Source organism: Nocardia sp. NPDC059177 (assembly GCF_042755165.1).
Taxonomy (GTDB): Bacteria; Actinomycetota; Actinomycetes; order Mycobacteriales; family Mycobacteriaceae; genus Nocardia.
The window spans coordinates 120,054-140,954 of the sequence record NZ_JBHZBX010000018.1 but is presented as its reverse complement, the minus strand read 5'-3'; the positions used below and the strand labels follow the sequence as shown (position 1 = coordinate 140,954).

Here is a 20,901-nt window from a genome sequence, read left to right as displayed (position 1 = left end):
TATGCGCCCGTCACGGCGCGCGCCCAACCACTGCGCTCACGCTGATTTCTACCGTTGTGCAGTATCCGGCCGGTGCCACATGCTGATTCAGCTCCGAGCAGCCGGGGCGCGACCATCCAGAGCGACCGAGACCTGGCTCGATGACGTCGCAGCAACCAGCCCACCGCCTGTTCCGGCACCACGTTGCGTGACCACCCGGGTCCGCGGTATCCCCACCGAAAGAGCACGCGCGTCATGACCATCACCGTCGACCACACCGCAACCACCACCTTCGCCGACGACTGGCACCGCTGGCACGACGCCCGCGAGGACGCCCTGCGCGATCCGTCCGGCCCGCTCGCGTTCACCGCGCTGCACTGGCTCACCGACCGTCCCGAACGCCTCGACGGCCTGCCCGGCACCTGGTGGGTGACCGACGAGAAAGTGTTCATCACCGCCCAACCGGCCGATCGGCTCGATGTCGACGATGCGCGGATCGCCGGTGTGCGGATCGTGCGGCCGGCGGAGGGCGCGCCTGGGGTCCGGGTGCGCAACGAGAAGAAGGTCTACGAAGTGATCCGCCGTTCCGGGCAGTACGCGGTGCGCGTGCTCGACCCGGCCGCGCCGACGCTGACCGCGTTCGCCGGAGTGCCCGCCTATCCGGCCGACCCGCGCTGGGTGATCACCGGCCGTTTCACCGCCTTCGACGCCGCGCGCACCGTCACCACCCGCGCCGTGCTCGACGGGCTCGAGCATCACCACACCGCCGCGGGCGTCATCGAGTTCCGGATCGGCGCGACCACCGAGACACTCGTCGCCTTCGGTTCACCCGCCGGGCTGCGGGTGCTGTTCACCGACGCCACCAGCGGCATCACCACCTACCCGGCCGCGCGCTCGCTGGCCGTGGGGGCGGTCGAGGCCGACGGCACCGTCACCCTCGACTTCAACCGGGCGGTGAATCTGCCCTGCGCCTTCACCGATTTCGCGACCTGCCCCGTCGCCCCGGCGCAGAACCGGTTGCGGGTGGCCGTCGTAGCGGGCGAGAAGGATCCGAAGCAGTGAGCGTTCCGCTCTCGATTCTCGACCTGTCGCCGATCAGCGCGGACTCCGATGCGGCGCAGGCCGTGCGCAATTCGATCGATCTGGCTCGGCACGCCGAGCAGTGGGGCTACCGCCTGTTCCGGCACCACGCTGCGCGACCACCCGGAGGTCTCGAGCACCTACGGACCTGGGGTCCGCGATCACACCCACCGCCTACTCGCCGAAGCCTGGGCCCGAACCACCGCCGAGGCCGCCCGACGCACCAGGTCCTGGATAGTTAGGAGGACACTTCTTAGAACTACACTCCTAACTGCTCGAGCTTTGTTGCCGGGCTCAGATCAGGCGACAGCACGAGAGCGTTCGGCTACCTGTCGTATCCGCAGCATCAACGTCGCGGACGGGACGACCTTGCCGTTCAGGTACGTGGACAGGCGTGAGGCGGAAGTACCGATGCTGGACGCGAACTCGGTACTGGTCAAACCGGATTCGGACACCGCCCGGCGGATCTCAGCGGCCACGTGCCTGCGCTCAGCCGCTTCGGCGCCCGCCCTGGCGCGCTCGAGCAGACCTTCCATGATCTCGGCGACCCCATAGGGGCGACTGTGCGACAGCACCTCTTCCAGACGGCGGGCGATCGGGCCCCAGGGGTCACGCCGCAATTCCGCGCCGATCCGCCGCCAATCATCGAGATCACCGCGCTCGAGAGCGGTCTGCACTGCCTCGGTCGGCCACTGCGCGACCGGCGCATCCGGAGAGATGTTCAGGTTACGGAACTGGAGCATCGTCCTCGCCTCCCGCCAGTGCCAACGCGATATCCCGGCAGCGATCCCTGACCCGATTCCAATCGTGCCATTTGCGATCGAGATTGCGATAGGTCGACAACTGCTGAGTGACCGGTGTGTCGACAGGGGCCCGGTCAGCGAGCTGGCGCGCGACCTGTGTGGCGACCGGCCCCGCATGGCGCTGATCAGCAGCGTACTCGTCGATATCCGCCAGAACTGCCGCCGGTTGGTCGCCGCAACTACCAGTCACTGTCCTGTCGATCCAGCTGCCTACCCGCCCGGTCCACCCAGTTGACGAATCGAGCAGTGAGCTCCTCGCGACTACCCGGCCGCACAGTGACATGCTGACCACGCGTCTCCACATAGCGACCGTCGCCGGTGACATCGAACCAACGCACGACCCCGGAGTGATCCGCCGCAGAGCGCGCCGTACCGATGTACAGCCGCGCGATTCCGTAACCATCACCACGAGTACCGAGCAGGCGCTGATACTTCCCACGAGCGGAGTCTCGGCGCACATCATCGAAGTAGCCGCCGGCGTCGGGTTCGAGATCTTGGGGATGGAACGTGGCCGGCGGCTGACGCCCCGGCACACACGCGGGAACCGCACCGGTGAGTTGGTCGCCAAGCCTGTCCGGCCCGAACAGCCGTAGTCTGATGTCGCCGTACTCAGCCGACCGACCACCCTGAAATGCCAGCACCGCACGATGATGGTCGCGGGCACCGACGATCCGGTACTCCTTGCTGTCATCGGCTCCGGTACTGGAGTGGTGCTTCACTGTGCAGCCGACGATTTCGATACGGGTCTGAGACGTCGTCAAAGTGTGCAGGGCAAGATCGATCTCTTCCCGCTCGCTGCGGTGTAGATCGGCGCGAATCCGGCTCCGGAACTGGGCGAACTCATCCTCGGTTCGATAGCGGCTGAGGTACTTCAAGGGACTCGGGAAACGATCGTTGGCATCGCTGTACCAGTGCGCGGCGAAGGTTTCCGGGTCGAAGGTCCATGGTGTCATCAGCTGCGATTCCTCGGCACCAGGTGAGCACCGATCACTCCCCCGGCGACAGTCGGGGGTTCCTCCCCGATGAGCTCATCTGTATTGGTCTGATTGACCAAATAATCCGGAGTGGTGTGCGAGTCATCTTCTTCCCGCTGTCCACCCCGGGCACCACCCATCGGCATTCCGCCCATCGACATCCCGCGACCAGCACCCGATGCCGAGGAACCAGCCGTCGCGCCCGCCACCGAACTCACCGCACCGGGTGAACCCGGCACCACCCTTGCCGCTTCAGGGCTATTGCCCGGCGTTCCCCCGCCCGGCAGCCCAGAACCTGGAGTACCACCACCGCCTGGCCCACCAGCAGTACCTGCGGGCGTGGTGCCGGCCGGCGTAGTCGGCGAGTCCGGGGTGTTGTCGGTGTCCTCGGTGTCGTCTGGGTCGGTGCTGCTCGGCGTGGTCTCGTCGTCATCGGTCGACGTATCCGGATCGGACTCGGCGTCGTCGTCCGAAGGTTCTGTGGTGTCGGGGTTTTCGTCCTCATCCGTCTGGTCGTCATCACCCGAGGGGTCGCCACCGGGTTGCTGCGAGGAAGAGTCATCCCCAGGACTCGTACTCCCGGGACCTACCTGGCCCCCGGTAGTCGGCTCATCGATATCGAACGGCTGGACCGGATTGATCGGAGAACTCAACACCGGAATCTGCGTGTCGTAGTCATTGACGAACGGAGTCACATACTTGTTCGCCATGATCGTCTGCGCTTCTTCCTGCTCCCGCTCGATCACCGGATCACGATTGGACCCGACGACAGGCCAGGAATCGGGATGCAGCGGATGCTTCTCCTCTACCGGTTCCGGCAGTTCGTATTTCGTGGTCTCGACCGATGCGGCCGACTCATCGATGCGGGCGGTCAACGCACGCAACTGGGCCTCGAACTCGACCGCCTCGGTGGTGTACCGATTGATCGCCGAAACGAACGCGTCCGCAGCCTGCCCCTCCCAAGACGAGGCAACCGACCGCTGGATACTCGTCGAAAACACGTGCAACCCAGTAGCCCAATCGTTGCCCAACTGCCGATACCCGGCCGCCAAGCCATGCGTATCCGCAGTCCGAGTCGCTTGAAAGGCCGCGTAGATATCAGCATGGACCATGCTCTTCGGCCGCTCCCCACCACCGGTGATCCGCGGGTCCTCATTCCCGGTCAAAATGTTCCCCCTCGACTGACATGGCGAGAATCCGGGTTGTTCACCGGGATCACCCCGGCCTTCGGCACCTCGATCGGCGCGATGGGGCCCAAGCTCTCCTGCAAACTACGCACTTTCGACGCGAATTCGGCATCGGACTCAATGTAGCGGTCCATGATCAGTTTATGCACCGCCTGGATGTCTTCGATGATCTTGTAGTGCTCGTCCAAAATGGAATAGACGTCGTTACCGGCGACGGACCCCTTCGCCTTGCCCCGAAACCAAGAAACCATCGTTGCAGCGGACGTCAACAATGGATTATCCGCACCAAGGCCCCAGTCCTTTGGCGGCGTATCAGAAATATCCTTGGCGCGCGTCCGCATATCCCTGATCAGGGTCTTGAATTGTTCACAGACTCGATCAATGTTGACAAATTCTTCAGGTTCCATCCGTACCGACATTCGACCCCCACGCGCCTCGTCGATAAGATTTTCGAACGGCCTCTTGTCTCCGTCGCCGTCAGCCACGTCCTTACCTCCCCTGCGACCAGTATTCCATACTCGAGCCGATGACTAAGCTCCGGAAGGTAGGGTTCCGACGACGAGCTCAGCGGCACCTCGGCCGAGTTCGCATGAATCCATGTGTCCGGTATCACGACTCACAGCAGGCGGGTTATCTATATAGATTTCCAGGCTGCCGCCCTGGATCTCCACGTTGATGGCACAGCTTTCTTCCGGATCAGTGTCACTTCGATGCATACCTATTGCACGGCGATCCCCGATAGTGAACTCGACTACATCCTTGTTCCAGATCTTCTGCGCACCATCCAGCGTGAGATTCGTCGTCCTGATACTAATCCCGTAACCATACGGCCGGACCCAACTACAGCCTCGCCATTTGCGCCCCTTCGGACCATCGAAGTCGGCGGTATTTGGATTTTTGGCCTTGACAAGCCGTAACTGGTCAAGGATCTCCTGTGTCACCCCAACACACGGGTCATAGCTTGACGGTGCATCGAGTTCCAGTCCGTCTGGAGTGAGCATTGTGGCCGGTGGACCACTCGACTCACCGGTATCACCGGTGCAGCCGACAATCGCCAGAGATCCAAGAACGGCAGCTGCCGTCAATGTACACACATGCCGCTGTAGGCGCATATTCCTCCTCCTCGCTGGATCACCCGAGATTTACCGTTAGCGTTTCTGTTTCAGCTCAGCTCTGCGCCCCGAGCTCTTTGGTCAAAGTGATCAGGAACTGAGATGCGGTTCGGACCTGCTGGTCGGATACCTTGAACTTCGATTCACCGATCTTGATCTGAGCCGTCTGTATGTCGAGAGTGCCCTGCCAGCCATCAACCATGGTGGCAATGCGCACCGCGCTACTTGTCGTCTGTATCCACACCTTCTCGTCGTACCCAGACTGAGAAATGTAACTCAAGTCGCCTTTGAGTAAGGCTGGCTCCGACTCGTTCGGCAACATCGCCCGTAGGCGCGTTTGCCCGATTGAAAGATAATTCTGCGTAACGGTGCAGTGAGCCCCTAGTCCAATTTTCTCATTGGGCGCCCCGGATCCGTATTCAATATCCACAGGGGATATTCCAAGCTCTTTCGAGAAGAAGCCCATCGCTCGATCGCATTGCTCGCCACGAGTATGACTCGACTCTGCCATCACGGCCCTTTTCTCAGAATTGAGCCCACACGATGACAAGAGAAAAATTGCAACCAGAGCCGCCGCAGTACCAATGCGCCCCATAATTATACTCACTGTGCGCCTGTCAGAATTTACCAACCACTTGTTCGTACCGTCAGTAACCGTCACGTCATCACACTTCCCAGTGCCGGCGACAACCATAGACGGCCACAAGCAATAACCCATCTGGGGTCACTGCAGCCGAACCTCTTGGGCCCAACTCTCCCTCATCTTTGAGCGCATCCGCGCCGTCCAGGCAGCACCCGATGACAGCGATGGATATCACGCTTGCGGCTCGCATTATTCTACAATTTCTCCTGTTGATTCACTCGAAGTGGCCAATACGTTCGCGCCTCCTTGACCAGTTCCATTCCAGTGCCAACCGCCCAGCCAAACGGAAACCGATATCGAGCCAACAGCCAGTAGTCCAACAGCAGAAATAGCGAGAATAACAAGATCGGCCCACAGGAACGGCTCAATTATTCGAATCGTTCCGACTCCGACACGGCCTCGATACAACAATAGGCCGACCACAATGAAGACAATTGCAGAGGCGCCCGAGATTGACAGCACAATCAAATCTGCATCAGAAAGCCGTCGCGCATAGGGATCAGAGAAGTGGAGCAGGAGAGAAATCGCGGACGCAACGCTGAACATTATGAGCGAAATAATGACGGCGGATACGATCCTAATTCTGGAAATTCGTCGAATCATCGGCAGGTCATAATTTCCACCAGGGGCTGACATCATTTCACCGACCAGTCCGCATCTCCATCTTTTACAGTCGCATCACTGTAATTGGACGAGCCAGCGGTCGGCCAGTGGCCGCCAGGGAAACCTTGAGGGTTGTCCAGCTCCACTTGCAAAGCTTGGGCCTGCGTAAGCGCAGAGGAGACGATCGCAACAATTCCGGAAATCGCGGCAGTCAAAAGTGCCGCCGTCTTCGCGGCCGTAACGAGGCCTGCGACAGCAGCCGGCACTGCTCCGATACCCGTGCCCGCCGCCCCGACCTCCAGTAGCGCCTCGATGATCACACCGATCGCGACCGCCAATAGAGAAGTGTAGAATGTGACACCGGCAACGCCGACTGTAATCATCGCAGACCGCGCGGCAGTGGCAATACTCCCGACCCTCGCCAGAGCCAGTCGCTGGGGCGTAATCGCGGCGCCATAAGCCGTGGCTGCCGATCCCTGCCAATAGCCGTCGACGTTAACGGACGTCACCTCCAGGTCCGATGCCAATGTATTTGCTTCCTTGGCGAAATCGGTCCAATCATACGAGGTCGCAATAAAGAATCCTGGTGCCGCAATCCCCTTTAAGCAATCGACAAATTTCTGCCACAATTCACTGATCGCATCCGCAAATTTGTTTCCTAGTTCAATAATTTCATCGCCGTTACGAAGAACGTATCGCACAATCGCCGTCTCGGCAGCATCATTGAAAGAATCCCGTATGTTCGCAGGAATTTTTGCCAGTTCCTCAACCTTATCTATAAGGTCCTGAGCTACCTGTTCCATCTGGGCAGTCGACGGTGCCATTTTGTCCCCTCCACGTCAGTACAAGTTGCGCAGTTCATGTTCGCGAGCAAGATCTTCCTGCTCATAAACACCGGCGACCGTGTTCAAGGTTCTGGCGATTTCCTTCATCGCCAACTCGCCTTCCTTGAGTCGGGTTTCGAGCTTATCAATGATCTCATTGTATTCATCAATGAACCCAGAGAATATGAATCCAGCTTCGTCATCATTGTATGAATATTCCGTCACGCGGACGGAAAGTCCATTCATGTCTGTCGAACGTTCAGCCCAGCCAGTGGCTTGCGTCCGCAGCGCGTTGAGCGCAACGGATATCTGCGCTGCTGTCGGCGCCACTACCCCTCCTAGAACTTTCCGAGCTGCAAGCGACCAACCAGCTGTTCAACGGCTGACATAAGAGATCCGCCTGAGGCAAATGAATTCTTCTCGACTGCGTACTGCTCACGCTGCGCAGCAAGTTGGCTATTGATATCGGTTACGACACGACTACCAGCGGATTTCCGAGCCCAATCTTCGTCGATTTGGCATGCAGAAAGGCCGTAGTCCGAGAATTTGAACCGGATTCGCGAGCCTCGATCCGGCGTCGACTCCTCCGAGGAATCAACAGTGATCGGCGTTTTCGTTGCGGCAAGAACTTCCTCGACCAAATCGTCCAGCGGTCGATTATCAAGGTGTCCCAAACCGACACCGGCGGAAAAATCTGGCGGGACTTCACCGCGCTGTCTCGCCCATCCTACTTCCTCTGTTGCCCGTCGCCATCCGTCGACATAGGCAACACCGGCCGCTTCCATGACGGCCGCGTCTAGGCGGCTACTGGGTAGGCGGGCCTGCCAGCCCTGCGAAATCGATATCCGGAACGGAAGGTTTTGCGAATCAAGGGTAACGTGCACCGACCCACTCGGATCGCTACCTGACCGATCTAGGGTTCGGCTCACCTCGTCGATCCACATATAGATAGCTGCATCGGATTCCAAGTCACTCTGCAGCTGATTCAGCTCGGCAACTATATTGTGAAGGTCACCAACTATCGGAATAACATGTGAATCGGAACTTTCGCCGTACCTGTGGTGACCAGCAGAGGATACGTGCGTGTAGCTATTTGAATCTGCAGCTACAGTTCTCGATTCCGGCGGGTCTATACGCGGTTCCCGGCGCTCATCAACAGAGTCGAACGCAGACACGTCCGATCGATGAGTCTGTTCACCTCGGAAGTCAGATGGCCGATCCGGTGTGTGTGTGTGTGTTTCGGGTGGGCTGAGGCCTTGTCAGTGGCTCGTCATCCCAGAACTCGTCGGGATCGTCATAGTGGTTGAACCAACCGCCAGTTGCCATCACCACGCCTCAACGGTTTCGCAAGACGCCGGTATTGCAAATCGAATCGCCATCAATCCCCCGTTTGTCCAGACCTGCCGCCGTCATGGCGCGCTCTCACCCTCCCGGATGGCTAGGCAGGCTGTCAACTCCTCGACATTGGGCGCCGCTTCGCGGAAGCGATTGTGCGCCAGCGCGCGCCGAGAGTTCGGGGACGCGCTGATCGGCATCGACGAGCTGTACGCGGACCCGAACTGAGCGGTCAGACCCCCAGCGGGGCCGCGGTGACGCCGTAACCGAGGTTGGTGAGCACCTCGCTCGTCGCCTTGGCGAAGTTGAGGGTGATGAAGTGCAGGCAGGGGGCGCCTTCGTCGGTGAGGCGCTGGGCCATTTCGGTGGCGATCTGGATGCCTTCGGCGCGGACGGCGGCGCGGTCCTCCTCCGGGCCGGTGCCTGCGGCGCGGGTCAGGCGGGCGACGATGTCGGCGGGGACGGGGCGGCCGCTGAGCTCCTCGGCGCGCTGCACCGTGCGCAGCGAGGTGATCGGCATCAGCTCCGGAATGATCGGCTTGGCACCCTCGACCGGATCCATGGCGACCACCCGGTCGCGCAGCCGCAGGTAGTGCTCGACGTCGAAGAACATCTGGGTGATCGAATACTCCGCGCCCGCACGCAGTTTCGCGGCCAGCTGGCGGGTGTCGTGGTCGAGATCGGGGGAACGGTGGTGGCCCTGCGGGAACGAGGCGACGCCGACGTGGAAGTCACCGAGATCGCGGACGATGCGCACCAGTTCCTCGGCGTACTCCACGCCCTCGGGATGCTTGCGCCACTCGCCCAGCGGATCGCCGGGCGGGTCACCGCGCAGCACCAGCACATTGCAGATGCCGGAGTCGGCGTAGGAGCCGATCAGCGAGCGCAGTTCGGCGATGCTGTGGCCGACGGCGGTCAGGTGCGCGACGGGCAGCAGGGTGGTCTCCTGGGCCAGCGCGCCGGTGATGCGCACGGTGCGGTCGCGAGTGGAGCCGCCGGCGCCGTAGGTCATCGAGACGAAGGCGGGGTGCATGCGTTCGAACTCGCGCACCGCCCGCCACAGCCGGGCCTCGCCCGCCTCGTCGCGCGGCGGGTTGAATTCGACGGAGAACGGCACGCCGCTGCCCGCGTGCGTGCGCAGGCTCTGCGCCACCGAGGGTGTGTTCGAGACGATCGACGGCTGCTGGGCGGGTCGATCTGGGGTCGAACGTCCCCGTCCATTGTCGAAACTCACCGGTTCAGTGTAGTGGCGGGGTCTGGTGTGGAACCGGTCGCACCCCGCCCCGTGCGCCGTCGGGGCGCCCGTGTGGCCCGCGTATCCTGCGACGGAACGACGGTGACGCGCACCGCCGCGTGCGATCGCCGGTCCATCCGCTCGCCCTTTGGAGGCCATCCTGTCCGCCGGAATCGGTACCCCGCTCTCCCGGCCCGTCGCCGACGCGCTGTCCCAGGTCGACCTGGTGACGCTGACGCCGGGTACGCCCGCCTTCGTCGCCGCGGTCGAACAGGTGCTGACCGGGTTCTTCGCCACCCGCGCCGCGATCGTCGCCCCGCTGGGGCCGGTGTTCGTCGATGCCGCCGAGGCGCTCGCGCAGTTCGTCATCCGGGGTGGCAAGCGGACCAGGCCCGGGTTCGCGTGGACCGGCTGGCTGGGCGCGGGCGGCGATCCGGCCGGACCGGACGCGGCCGCGGTGCTCACCGCCTGCTCGGCGCTGGAACTGGTGCAGGCCTGCGCGCTGGTGCACGACGACATCATCGACGCCTCGCGCACCCGGCGCGGCTTCCCGACCGTGCACGTCGACTTCGCCGACCGCCACCACGACGCCGGCTGGCCCGGTGACGGCGCGGAGTACGGTCGCGCGGTCGCCATCCTGATCGGCGATCTGGCCCTGGCCTGGGCCGACGACCTGGTCCACGAGGCCGGCCTCGCCCCCGCCGCGCTGGCCAGGTTCGCACCGGTGTGGGCGCGCATGCGCACCGAGGTGCTCGGCGGGCAACTGCTCGACATCAACGGCGAGGCGGGCGGCGACGAATCGGTGGACGCCGCGCTGCGGATCAACCGCTACAAGACCGCCGCCTACACCATCGAACGCCCGCTGCACCTGGGCGCGGCCCTGGCCGGCGCCGACGACACCCTGATCGCGGCCCTGCGCACCTACGGCACCGATGTGGGCATCGCCTTCCAGCTGCGCGACGATCTGCTCGGCGTCTTCGGCGATCCCGCCGTGACCGGTAAGCCCTCCGGCGACGACCTGCGCGAAGGCAAGCGAACCGTGCTCGTCGCCGAGGCGTTGCGCCGGGCCGACGCGCCCGCCGCCGCGCGGATCCGCGACGGCCTCGGCGCCGAACTCACCGACGCCGATGTCGACCGGCTGCGCGCCCTGCTCACCGAGCTCGGCGCCGTCGACGACGTGGAACGCCGGATCACCGAGCTCACCGACGCCGGCCTGGCCGCCGTGGCCACCAGCACCGCCACCGGGCAGGCCAAGCAACTGCTGCACGCCATGGCGCTGGCCGCCACCCGTCGCGCCGCCTGAGACCGAAATGAACAGTGTTGTGGGACAAGAGAATCATGTTGTCGTCGTGGGCGCCGGGCTGGCCGGGCTGGCCGCCGCGCTGCACCTGCGCGGCGCCGGTCACGAGGTGACCGTGCTGGAACGCGCCGATCATCCCGGCGGACGGGTGGGCCGCTACCGGTTCGCCGACTACGAGATCGATTCCGGCGCCACCGTGCTCACCGTGCCCGCACTGATCGACGAGGCCCTCGCCGCGGTCGGGCACACCCGCGACAGCGTCGGGCTGCGCATCCACCGCCTCGCTCCCGCCTATCACGCGCGGTTCGCCGATGGCTCCGACATCCGCGTCTTCGACGACGCCGAGTCGATGGCCGCCGAGGTCGCCCGCACCTGCGGACCGGCCGAGGCCCGCAACTACCGGCGCCTGCGCGCCTGGCTCGGCAAGATCTACGACGCCGAGTTCGCCGACTTCATGGACGCGAACTTCGATTCGCCGCTGGATCTGGTGCGCGGCCGCCGGGCCAGGGCCTCGCTGGTCACCCTGGTCCGGCTCGGCGGGTTCGGCAAACTCGGGCCGCGAGTCCGGTCCTACCTGCGTGATGAGCGGCTGACCAGGCTGTTCACCTTCCAGGCGCTGTACGCGGGGACCGTGCCGGACAAGGCGCTGGCGCTCTACGGCGCGATCCCGAACATGGACACCTGCCTGGGCGTGTACTTCCCCGAGGGCGGGATGCGGGCGATCACCGCCGCGCTCGCCGAGGCGTTCACCGCAGCGGGCGGGCACCTCGTACTCGACGCCGAGGTGGCCGGGATCGACTACGCGACCGGCGCCCGGCGCGGCGGCCCGGCGGGTGGTGCCCCGCGCGGCACCACGCCCGGACACCGCCGTGCCGAAGCCGTCCGCACTGTCGACGGGCGCCGCTTCGCCTGCGACGCCGTGGTGGTCACCGCCGATCTCGGCTCACTGCGCCGCTTCGGCCTGCGGCACCGGCGCGGGCTGCGCGCCTCGCCGTCGGCCGTGGTCGCGCACGGCACCGTGCCCGCCGACGTCGCCGCCCGATGGCCGGTGCAGGCCCACCACACCATCGACTTCGGTGCCGCCTGGGCCGAGACGTTCGCCGAGATCGCCGCCCGCGACGGCCGTGGGCAACTGATGAGCGACCCGTCGCTGCTGCTCACCCGTCCCGCGCTGACCGACGCGACCCAGTTCGTCGAGCGCGCCGACGGCAGGCACGAACCACTCTCGGTGCTCGGACCGTGCCCCAATCTGCACGCCGCGCCACTGGACTGGGACCGTATCGGCCCCGCCTATCTGGCCGAGCTGCTCGACACCCTGGAACAGCGCGGATACACCGGAATCAGCGAATACTTCACCGTCGATCAGCTCGACACACCGGCGACGTGGGCCGCCTCGGGAATGATCGCCGGCACGCCGTTCTCGGTCGCGCACCTGTTCCGGCAGACCGGACCGTTCCGGCCACGCAATCTGCCAAGGGGTGTGGACAACGTTGTTCTCGCAGGTTGCGGCACCACTCCGGGGGTCGGCGTGCCGACGACGCTGCTGTCGGGCAAGCTGGCGGCCGCGCGAATCACCGGTAGCCGGGCGCGCACCGGTACCGACCACCGGGTTAGTGTTCCAAGTTGAAGCCGTAAACTGACGGCCGAATAATCAGCTCGCGGTTGCGACCGCCGACCATCCGGGGGGACCGACCGAATATGCCGCCCTCCGAGACGACCGTAGGCCCCATGGACACCATGCGCACCCTCGAGCCGCAGCAGCGCCACCTGCCTACCGGGACCGACCCCGGCGTCCGGACGTGGCTGCGCACCGCAGGCGACTTCGCTCGCAGCCCCGAGGGCCACGCGGCCCTGATGGGCTTGTTCGGCGCGGTGATGATCACCTTCGGCGGTTTCGGCGCGGGCGCGGTCCGCAAGCGCGACCCGCTGCTCGAGGCACTGCACCTGTCCTGGCTGCGGTTCGGGCACGGTTACGCGCTCTCGACGATCCTGGTCTGGGCCGGCGTGCTGCTGATGATCACCGCCTGGGTGCGGCTGGGCCGGGCCGCGATCGGCAATGGCTCGACCTCGGTCACGCTCAACGAACTGCGCGTCATCGTCGGAATCTGGATCGCCCCGCTGCTGGTCGCGGCGCCGATGTTCAGCCGCGATGTCTACTCGTATCTGGCCCAGGGCGCACTGCTGCGCGATGGTTTCGACCCCTATCAAGTGGGTCCGGTCGCCAATCCCGGCGTGCTGCTGGACAACGTGAGCACGGTCTGGACCACCACGACCGCGCCGTACGGGCCGATGTTCCTGCTGATCGGCCACGGGATCACCTCGATCACCGGTGACAGCGTGGTCGCCGGGACCATCGTGATGCGGCTGGTCATGCTGCCCGGACTGGCGCTGATGATGTGGGCGGTGCCCTATCTGACCAAGCATCTCGGCGGTAAGCCGACGGTCGCGCTCTGGCTGGCGGTGCTCAACCCGCTGGTGCTGATCCATCTGATCGGCGGCGTCCACAACGAGATGCTGATGGTCGGGCTCATGTGCGCGGGTATCGCGCTGGTGCTGGAGCGTCATCATGTGGCGGGCATCGTTGTCGTCGCCATCGGCGTCGCGATCAAGGCCACCGCGGGCGTCGCGCTGCCGTTCCTGGTGTGGATCTGGATCCTGCACGAAAAGGAGCGGCGAGCGTCCGAGCGGCGAGCCGCCGTGGACGCGGGCACCGGCCAATCCGAGGATCACAAGCACCCGGACGCGGCCCGGCCGTCGGCCGACATGCCGCATCCCCTGCTGGTGTTCGCCAAGATCGCCGGTATCGGCGTCGCAGTGTTCGTGCTGGTGTTCGGCGCCGCGTCGGTGATCGCGGGAGTCGGGTTCGGCTGGGTCACCGCACTGCAGGGCTCGAACAAGATCATCCAGTGGCTGTCGCTGCCGACCCTGCTGGCCGAACTGGTGGCCTGGATCACCCCGCTGGATTTCGACTGGGTGCTGTGGGCGGCCCGCAAGCTCGGCCAGCTGGCCATGGTCGTGCTGCTCGTCGCCACCTGGTGGCGCTTCCGGCACAGTGAACGAGAAGCCGTCATGGGCATCACCATCGCGTTCGTCGCCATCGTGCTGCTCTCCCCCGCTGCCCTGCCCTGGTACTACTCGTGGCCGCTGGCCCTGGCTGCCGGGTTCGCCCTGTCGATGACGACATTGCAGTGGCTGGTGGGCATCTGCACGTGGTTGATGCTGGTGTTCCAGCCGGACGGCGCGAACGGGCTCTACAACTTCTGGCACGTGGCCCTGGCCACCGTCGCCGCCGTCGTGGCCGCGGTGGCCCTGCGCACCGTCGATCCGCTGCATCTGCGGTCGGCCAGTTCACGCGCCGCCGCCAGGGAGCCGGCGCCGCGCATCACCGCATGAGCGTTCGGTGACCGGACCACTCGACGCCGCCTACGCGAGCTGCCGCCGTATCGCCGCCGAGCACGGCCGCACGTACTACCTGGCGACCACCCTGCTGTCCGCGCCGCGGCGCCGGGCGATCCACGCGCTGTACGCCTTCGCGCGGATGGTGGACGACATCGTCGACCACGCCGGCGACCTCGGTCACGTCCTCGATCCACACGACCCCGCGCGCCCGCACTCGACGCAGGCACCGGCCCAGCAGCTCGACCTCGTCGAGAAGAGCCTGCGCCTGGCCATCGAAGGCGGCGACATCGAGATCACCGACCCGCTCCAGCAGCAGATCCTGACCGCGACCGCCGACACGATCCGCCGCTACGACATCGACCACGCCCACCTCTGGACGTTCCTCGACGCCATGCGCATGGACATCCCCGGCACGCCCACCCATCGCACCCGCTACGCCACCATGAGCGAGCTGCGCGAATACATGCGCGGTTCCGCCGCCGCCATCGGCCTGCAACTGCTGCCGGTACTGGGCACGGTGGTTCCCGTGACCGAGGCCGAACCCGCCGCCGCGACCCTGGGTGAAGCGTTCCAGCTCACGAATTTCCTGCGCGACCTGGCCGAAGACCTCGACCGCGACCGCGTCTACCTGCCCGCCGACGAACTGGCCGCCTTCGGCGTCGACGAACCCCACCTGCGCGCCTGCCGGGCCGGTGGCCACACCGACGCACCCCTGCGCCGCGCCCTGGCCCACCTGATCGCCGTCAACCGCGACCTCTACCGCCGCGCCACCCCGGGCATCGCCCTGCTCGACCCCCGCGTCCGCCCGGCCATCGGCACCGCCACGATCCTCTACGCCGAGATCCTCGACCGCATCGAGGACGCCGGATACCAGGTCTTCACCACCCGCGCCACGGTCCCCCGGCACCGCCGGATCCTGGTCGCCACCACGGGTTTCACCACCGCGGTCCGGCGGCGCTGAGCACCGCTAGAGGCTCATCAGAAGGGTTCGGCGGCGGCGCGGCGGACGACCTCGCGGGCGAGCGGGCCGTGCAGCGCGTCGACGGGGCGGCCGGGCAGGGAGTCGTCCTCGGTGTAGATCCAGCGCAGGATGTCCTCGTCGGAGTACTTGCCGTCGCGCATGACGGTGATCAGGCCCGGGAGCATGCGGACGATCTCGTCGTTGTCGTCGAAGAAGCGGGAGGGAATGCCGGCGACACCGTTGCGGCGGATCGCGAGGAGCTGGTGGTCGCGCAGCAACTGGTGCACCGCGGTGACCGGAACACCGAGTATCTCGGCGGCCTCGGGGAGCGAGACGAGGGTTTCGGTGTCGGGCAGCACGTCGTCGCTGCAGGGGAAGGCACTCACCCGCACAACGGTAGTGGATACGGGCTGGCGTGCATCCGCTGGCATGCCCGCATCCCCCGGTTACGATCGTGGTGGCCGCACCCCGCGGCCGCAGTTCGTGAAAGCCGGAGGACATCACTTGATCGGCCAGATGCTGGAAGGGCGCTATCGCATCGATGCGCCGATCGCGCGCGGCGGAATGTCGATGGTGTTCCGGGGAACCGACACCCGGCTCGACCGCCCGGTGGCCATCAAGGTGATGGACCCCAAGTTCGCCGGCGACCCCCAGTTCCTGACCCGCTTCGAATTCGAGGCCCGCGCGGTCGCCAAGCTCAAGCACGCCTCGCTGGTGGCCGTCTACGACCAGGGTGTCGACGGCGAATTCCCGTTCCTGATCATGGAATTGGTCGAGGGCGGCACCCTGCGCGAACTGCTGCGCGAACGCGGCCCGATGCCCCCGCACGCGGTGCGCGCGGTCGCCGAGCCGGTGCTGCGCGCGATCGGCACCGCCCACGACGCCGGGCTGGTGCATCGCGACATCAAACCGGAGAACGTGCTGATCTCGGACGCGGGCGAGGTGAAGATCGCCGATTTCGGGCTGGTCCGCGCGGTCGCCGCGGCCAACACCACCTCCGCCAGCGTCATCCTGGGCACCGCCGCCTACCTGTCCCCCGAGCAGGTCACCACCGGCACCGCCGACGCGCGCAGCGATGTCTACTCCTTCGGCGTGCTGATCTTCGAGCTGCTGACCGGCCGGGTGCCGTTCACCGGCGACAATTCGCTGTCGGTGGCCTATCAGCGCGTCGAGAACGACGTGCCGCCGCCGAGTCAGTTCATCGGCGGCGTGCCGCCCGAGTTCGACGCCCTGGTCGCCAAGGCCACCTCCCGTGATCCCGCGCAGCGTTTCGCCGACGCCCACGAGATGGCCGCGCAGCTGCAGTCGATCGCCATGCTGCTGAACCTGCCGCCGTATCGGGTGCCGGCGCCACGGGATTCGGCCGAACACCTCTCCGAGAGCTATCAGACCGGCGCGGCGCACCATCCCGGCGAGCGGCCCGCCACCCCGAATCCGGTGGCCGCGCACCCGATGCCCGCGCCGGACCGGCAGCCCCAGCACACCAAGGTGGTGACCGCGCAGCGCCCGCGCCAAGAGGAATACGCCCAGCCGGCGCAGCACAATCCGTTCGTCCCCGCCGACGACCACTCGCGCCGCACCGGCCTGATGTGGGTCGGCATCGTCACCGCGCTGACGCTGCTGGTCGGTATCGGCGGCTGGTGGCTCGGCGTCGGCCGCTACACCGCCGTGCCGCCGATCGCGGGCATGGATTCCGAGCGGGCCGTCGCGGTGCTGCGGGAGGCCGGGTTCGAGACGGTGCTGCGGGAGAAGTCCTCCGACACCATTCCCGTGGGCGGCGTGGTCGGCACCGATCCGTCGGCGGGCTCACGGGTCACCAAGAGCTCCACCATCGCGGTGCTGATCTCCAACGGCAAGCCGCGCGTGCCCGACATCAACCCGGGTGACCAGATCAGCGCCACCAATCAGGCGATCCGTGACGCGGGCCTGCAGCCGATCGATGCCGGTGAGGCCGCCAGCACGGCGCCGAAGGGCTCGCTGGCCAAGGTCGAACCGGCGCCCGGCACTGTTCTGCCGATGGGCGCGCAGGTGAAGGTGTACCGCAGCAAGGGATCTCAGCCGGTCAATGTGCCGGACGTGAAGGGCAAGTCCGCGGAGGAGGCCGCGCGGGCGCTGACCGCCGCCGGCCTGACCGTGCGCGAGACCCGGGTGCAGTACGACAAGAACGTCGAGGGCGACAAGGCGATCGGCACCGATCCCGCCGTCGGCACCACCCTGCAGTCCGGCGACAGCGTGACGCTGATCGTCTCCAGCGCGGTGAAGGTGCCCAATGTGATGGGGCAGTCCGTCGGCAGTGCCCGCTCGGAACTGCAGCAGCTGGGCCTGCGGGTGGAGGTCAAGTCGCTCACCGATTCCGACAGTTCCCTGGTGATCGGCCAGGTGCCGGGCTTCAATTCGAATGTGGAGGCGGGCAGCGTCGTGACGCTCACCGCCTTGCCTTGAAGAGCACAGGCCCCGGACAAGGACCGCAAGCAGAAGCCCGGCCACGGTCACCGCTGACCGCACCGGGCCCGGAGGTTGACATACAACCATTTGGTTGTACATTTGAGGTGTGAACGACACCGACGAGGACGCGGCAGACGCCATGTTCCACGCGCTCGCCGACCGCACCCGGCGCGATATCGTGCGCCGGGTCCTGGCGGGCGAGCATTCGGTGTCGGCACTGGCGGAGAACTACGACATGAGTTTCGCCGCCGTCCAGAAGCACGTGGCCGTGCTGGAACGTGCCGGACTGCTGACCAAACGACGTCAGGGCCGGGAACAACTGGCCAGCGGTGACGTCGCCGCGGTCCGCGCGGTATCCGGCATGCTCGCCGAACTGGAACAGATCTGGCGCGGCCGTATCGGCCGGATCGACGACCTCATCGCCCTCGATCCTCAACAGGAGGAATGAACCATGCCCGTCACCGACGTCAGCCACGATCTCGACACCCGCACCCTGACCATCACCGCCGAATTCGCGGCCCCCCGCGAGCGGATCTGGCAGGTCTACGCCGACCCGCGCCAGCTGGAGAAGATCTGGGGCCCGCCCACCTACCCGGCGACCGTGGTCGAACATTCGCTCGCCCCCGGCGGCCGGGTCACCTACTTCATGACCTCCCCCGAAGGCGAGAAGTTCGCCGGTTACTGGGAGATCGTCGCCGTCGACGAACCCACCGGCTTCAGCTTCAAGGACGGCTTCGCCGACGAGAACTACAACCCCGTCCCCACGATGCCCGTCTCCACCAACACCTACACCTTCACCGAAACCGCCGGCCGCACCACCGCCGTCTATGTGAGCGTCTACGACAGCGCCGAGGGCCTGCAGAAGGTACTCGACATGGGCGTAGTCGAAGGCGCCACCGGCGCCATCAACCAGATCGACGGCCTGGTAGCGAGCTGAGCCCTACCGACCCCCGCCGCTCACCGCAGCATTTCCGCCACGAGGAACGACAGCTCCAGGGACTGCTGGGTATTGAGGCGGGGGTCGCAGGCCGTTTCGTAGCGGTCCTCGAGGTCCAGGTCGGAGATGTCCTGGGCGCCGCCGAGGCATTCGGTGACGTTCTCGCCGGTCAGCTCGATGTGCAGGCCGCCGGGGTGGGTGCCCAGCGCGTGGTGCACCTCGAAGAAGCCCTGCACCTCGTCGACGATGCGGTCGAAGTGGCGGGTCTTGAAGCCGGTGGAGGACTCGTGAGTGTTGCCGTGCATGGGGTCGCACTGCCAGATCACCTGGTGGCCGGTGGCCTGGACCTTCTCGATGATGGGCGGCAGCACCTCGCGGACCTTGCCGTTGCCCATCCGGGCGACCAGGGTGAGCCGGCCCGGCTCGTTGTTGGGGTCGAGCCGTTCGACGTACTCCACCGCCTGGTCGGGGGTGGTGGTCGGGCCGATCTTGAGGCCGATCGGGTTGGCGAGCAGCTCGGCCAGCGCGATGTGGGCGCCGTCGAGCTGACGGGTGCGTTCACCGATCCACAGGAAGTGCGCGGAGAGGTCGTAGAGCAGCGGTTCGCCGGTCTCGGACTCGCTCAGCCGCAGCATGGCGCGCTCGTAGTCGAGCACCAGTGCCTCGTGTGAGGCGTAGATGCGGGCCGATTTCAGGCTCGGGTCGTTGACCTGGCAGGCGGTCATGAAGCGCAGGCCGCGGTCGATCTCCTCGGCCAGCGCCTCATAGCGGGCGCCCGCCGGTGACTGGGCGACGAAATCGCGGTTCCAGTCGTGCACCTTGTGCAGGTCTGCCATGCCCGCGCTGGTGAGCGCGCGGACCAGGTTCATCGCGGCGCTGGCGTTGGCGTAGGCGCGGACCAGGCGGGAGGGGTCGTGGCGGCGCAGCTGCTGGTCGGCGACCAGCGAGTTGACCATGTCGCCGCGGTAGGAGGTGAGCCCGAGGGCATCGGTGTCGGAGGAGCGCGGCTTGGCGTACTGGCCCGCGATGCGGGCCACCTTCACCACCGGCAGGCTGGCGCCGTAGGTGAGCACGACGGCCATCTGCAGCAGGGTGCGGATATTGCCGCGGATGTGCGGTTCGGTGTTGTCGGCGAAGGTTTCCGCGCAGTCACCGCCCTGCATGAGGAAGGCTTCGCCGCGGGCCACGGCGGCCAGCTGGGTCTTGAGTTCCTCCACCTCGGCGGGCAGGCAGATCGGCGGCACGCTCTCGAGCACCGTGCGCATCGTGGCGGCCTCGTCGGCGTCCCAGGACGGCTGCTGCAGGGCGGGGCGGGCCAGCGCGCCGTCCAGGCGCCTGCGCAGGTCCTCAGGCAGCGGCGGCAGCTCCGGCAGGCGGTCAATGGGTACGTCGACGGTCCAGGTCACCAGATCAGAATACGTACCCGGACCGGCTCGCGGATATCGGGACTTCGCGCGAGGTGCGCACCGACCCGTGCGCAGTGCGCGCGACGTGCCGTCATAGGGTTTTCCCGACCCATCGTGGGTCAGGGTCCACGCCGTCGTGGGCCTCCCACCGGCACGAAGAGGCGATCTCCCTGCGATATTTCTACGATTCCGAATTCATCGAGGACGGCACCACCATCGATCTGGTCTCGATCGGTGTGGTGTGTGAGGACGGTCGCGAGTACTACGCCGTCTCGACCGAATTCGACGCGGGGCGCGCCGGTCCATGGGTCCGCAAACATGTGCTGCCCAAATTGCCGCCCGCGGGATCGCCGCTGTATCGCACCAGGGCCCAGATCCGCGACGACTTGTACAAGTTCTTCGTGCCGCGCGCGAGTGTGCAGCCGGAACTGTGGGCCTGGGTCGCCGCCTACGATCACGTCGCGCTGTGCCAGCTGTGGGGCGACATGACCGCCCTGCCCAAGGAGATGCCGCGCTACACCAACGAATTGCGTCAGCACTGGGTCGCACACGGCAGCCCGGAACTGCCCCCGATCCCCGGTGACGCCCACGACGCCCTCGCCGACGCCCGCCACAACCTGGCCAAGTTCGACGCGATCGAAGCCCACCGCCGCACGCCGCGGCTCTGACCACCGACGCG

The 20,901-nt window shown here is 65.9% G+C and carries 22 protein-coding genes and 1 pseudogene; 10 read left to right on the top strand and 13 right to left on the bottom strand.

The features are described from left to right. Positions 1-234: 234 nt before the first annotated feature. On the top strand, positions 235-1,041 hold the full coding sequence (locus ACFXK0_RS22085; RefSeq protein ID WP_379412501.1) for a DUF1684 domain-containing protein: 807 nt from the start codon (positions 235-237) through the stop codon (positions 1,039-1,041). After that, positions 1,038-1,169 (top strand): annotated as a pseudogene (locus tag ACFXK0_RS22080) (LLM class flavin-dependent oxidoreductase); the annotation flags it as partial. The gene ACFXK0_RS22085 and the pseudogene ACFXK0_RS22080, both read left to right, overlap by 4 nt. A gap of 189 nt (positions 1,170-1,358) precedes the next feature. Here ACFXK0_RS22080 and ACFXK0_RS22075 read toward each other — a convergent pair. The 11 genes from ACFXK0_RS22075 to ACFXK0_RS22025 all read right to left on the bottom strand — a co-directional run bounded on the left by ACFXK0_RS22075 (position 1,359) and on the right by ACFXK0_RS22025 (position 9,693). Continuing rightward, complete coding sequence (locus tag ACFXK0_RS22075; protein ID WP_379412500.1) at positions 1,359-1,802, bottom strand: helix-turn-helix domain-containing protein; 444 nt, start codon at positions 1,800-1,802, stop codon at positions 1,359-1,361. 239 nt (positions 1,803-2,041) lie between these two features. Next, the gene (locus ACFXK0_RS22070; protein WP_379412498.1) at positions 2,042-2,815 is read right to left on the bottom strand and encodes an ESX secretion-associated protein EspG; all 774 of its coding nucleotides are present in this window, start codon (positions 2,813-2,815) and stop codon (positions 2,042-2,044) included. After that, a complete protein-coding gene (locus ACFXK0_RS22065) occupies positions 2,815-4,002 on the bottom strand; it encodes a WXG100 family type VII secretion target (protein ID WP_379412497.1) in 1,188 nt (395 codons plus the stop codon). The genes ACFXK0_RS22070 and ACFXK0_RS22065 overlap by 1 nt, the downstream gene beginning before the upstream one ends. Next, positions 3,999-4,508 (bottom strand): hypothetical protein, encoded by a 510-nt coding sequence (locus ACFXK0_RS22060; RefSeq protein ID WP_379412495.1) that lies wholly within the window; start codon positions 4,506-4,508, stop codon positions 3,999-4,001. The genes ACFXK0_RS22065 and ACFXK0_RS22060 overlap by 4 nt, the downstream gene beginning before the upstream one ends. Before the next feature lie 45 nt (positions 4,509-4,553). Continuing rightward, positions 4,554-5,135 (bottom strand): DUF3558 domain-containing protein, encoded by a 582-nt coding sequence (locus ACFXK0_RS22055; protein ID WP_379412494.1) that lies wholly within the window; start codon positions 5,133-5,135, stop codon positions 4,554-4,556. A gap of 55 nt (positions 5,136-5,190) precedes the next feature. Next, positions 5,191-5,730, bottom strand: a complete 540-nt coding sequence (locus ACFXK0_RS22050) for a hypothetical protein (protein ID WP_379412492.1) — start codon at positions 5,728-5,730, stop codon at positions 5,191-5,193. Between the two features lie 237 nt (positions 5,731-5,967). After that, positions 5,968-6,324, bottom strand: coding sequence for a hypothetical protein (locus ACFXK0_RS22045; RefSeq protein WP_379412491.1), 357 nt, complete (start codon positions 6,322-6,324; stop codon positions 5,968-5,970). 89 nt (positions 6,325-6,413) lie between these two features. After that, the gene (locus ACFXK0_RS22040) at positions 6,414-7,184 is read right to left on the bottom strand and encodes a hypothetical protein (RefSeq protein ID WP_379412489.1); all 771 of its coding nucleotides are present in this window, start codon (positions 7,182-7,184) and stop codon (positions 6,414-6,416) included. A gap of 36 nt (positions 7,185-7,220) precedes the next feature. Beyond that, positions 7,221-7,535, bottom strand: a complete 315-nt coding sequence (locus ACFXK0_RS22035) for a hypothetical protein (RefSeq protein WP_379412488.1) — start codon at positions 7,533-7,535, stop codon at positions 7,221-7,223. Positions 7,536-7,543: 8 nt separating this feature from the next. Beyond that, a complete protein-coding gene (locus ACFXK0_RS22030; RefSeq protein WP_379412486.1) occupies positions 7,544-8,380 on the bottom strand; it encodes a hypothetical protein in 837 nt (278 codons plus the stop codon). 392 nt (positions 8,381-8,772) lie between these two features. Then, positions 8,773-9,693: a methylenetetrahydrofolate reductase gene (locus ACFXK0_RS22025; RefSeq protein WP_379412522.1), complete on the bottom strand. Its 921-nt coding sequence runs from the start codon at positions 9,691-9,693 to the stop codon at positions 8,773-8,775. A 229-nt stretch (positions 9,694-9,922) separates the two neighbouring features. On the opposite strand from ACFXK0_RS22025, the gene ACFXK0_RS22020 reads away from it, so the two are divergent. The 4 genes from ACFXK0_RS22020 (at position 9,923) to ACFXK0_RS22005 (ending at position 15,434) form a co-directional block, all read left to right on the top strand. Next, positions 9,923-11,077 (top strand): polyprenyl synthetase family protein, encoded by a 1,155-nt coding sequence (locus ACFXK0_RS22020; protein ID WP_379412485.1) that lies wholly within the window; start codon positions 9,923-9,925, stop codon positions 11,075-11,077. A 7-nt stretch (positions 11,078-11,084) separates the two neighbouring features. Then, positions 11,085-12,701, top strand: a complete 1,617-nt coding sequence (crtI, locus tag ACFXK0_RS22015; RefSeq protein WP_379412484.1) for a phytoene desaturase family protein — start codon at positions 11,085-11,087, stop codon at positions 12,699-12,701. A 110-nt stretch (positions 12,702-12,811) separates the two neighbouring features. Continuing rightward, positions 12,812-14,467, top strand: a complete 1,656-nt coding sequence (locus ACFXK0_RS22010) for an alpha-(1->6)-mannopyranosyltransferase A (protein WP_379412521.1) — start codon at positions 12,812-12,814, stop codon at positions 14,465-14,467. A 7-nt stretch (positions 14,468-14,474) separates the two neighbouring features. Then, the gene (locus tag ACFXK0_RS22005; RefSeq protein ID WP_379412482.1) at positions 14,475-15,434 is read left to right on the top strand and encodes a phytoene/squalene synthase family protein; all 960 of its coding nucleotides are present in this window, start codon (positions 14,475-14,477) and stop codon (positions 15,432-15,434) included. Between the two features lie 17 nt (positions 15,435-15,451). On the opposite strand, the gene ACFXK0_RS22000 is transcribed toward ACFXK0_RS22005, so the two are convergent. Beyond that, positions 15,452-15,820 (bottom strand): Rv2175c family DNA-binding protein, encoded by a 369-nt coding sequence (locus tag ACFXK0_RS22000; protein ID WP_379412480.1) that lies wholly within the window; start codon positions 15,818-15,820, stop codon positions 15,452-15,454. Between the two features lie 130 nt (positions 15,821-15,950). On the opposite strand from ACFXK0_RS22000, the gene pknB reads away from it, so the two are divergent. From pknB to ACFXK0_RS21985, 3 genes are all read left to right on the top strand, one after another. Beyond that, positions 15,951-17,876: a Stk1 family PASTA domain-containing Ser/Thr kinase gene (gene pknB, locus ACFXK0_RS21995; RefSeq protein ID WP_379412519.1), complete on the top strand. Its 1,926-nt coding sequence runs from the start codon at positions 15,951-15,953 to the stop codon at positions 17,874-17,876. Positions 17,877-17,985: 109 nt separating this feature from the next. Then, on the top strand, positions 17,986-18,327 hold the full coding sequence (locus ACFXK0_RS21990) for an ArsR/SmtB family transcription factor (RefSeq protein ID WP_379412479.1): 342 nt from the start codon (positions 17,986-17,988) through the stop codon (positions 18,325-18,327). Positions 18,328-18,330: 3 nt separating this feature from the next. Next, the gene (locus tag ACFXK0_RS21985; RefSeq protein ID WP_379412477.1) at positions 18,331-18,816 is read left to right on the top strand and encodes an SRPBCC domain-containing protein; all 486 of its coding nucleotides are present in this window, start codon (positions 18,331-18,333) and stop codon (positions 18,814-18,816) included. Positions 18,817-18,836: 20 nt separating this feature from the next. Here ACFXK0_RS21985 and ACFXK0_RS21980 read toward each other — a convergent pair whose 3' ends face one another. After that, positions 18,837-20,222: a class II 3-deoxy-7-phosphoheptulonate synthase gene (locus ACFXK0_RS21980; protein WP_379412476.1), complete on the bottom strand. Its 1,386-nt coding sequence runs from the start codon at positions 20,220-20,222 to the stop codon at positions 18,837-18,839. A gap of 170 nt (positions 20,223-20,392) precedes the next feature. Here ACFXK0_RS21980 and ACFXK0_RS21975 point away from each other — a divergent pair, with 170 nt between their 5' ends. Further along, the gene (locus tag ACFXK0_RS21975; RefSeq protein ID WP_379412518.1) at positions 20,393-20,890 is read left to right on the top strand and encodes a polyadenylate-specific 3'-exoribonuclease AS; all 498 of its coding nucleotides are present in this window, start codon (positions 20,393-20,395) and stop codon (positions 20,888-20,890) included. Positions 20,891-20,901 lie beyond the last annotated feature (11 nt).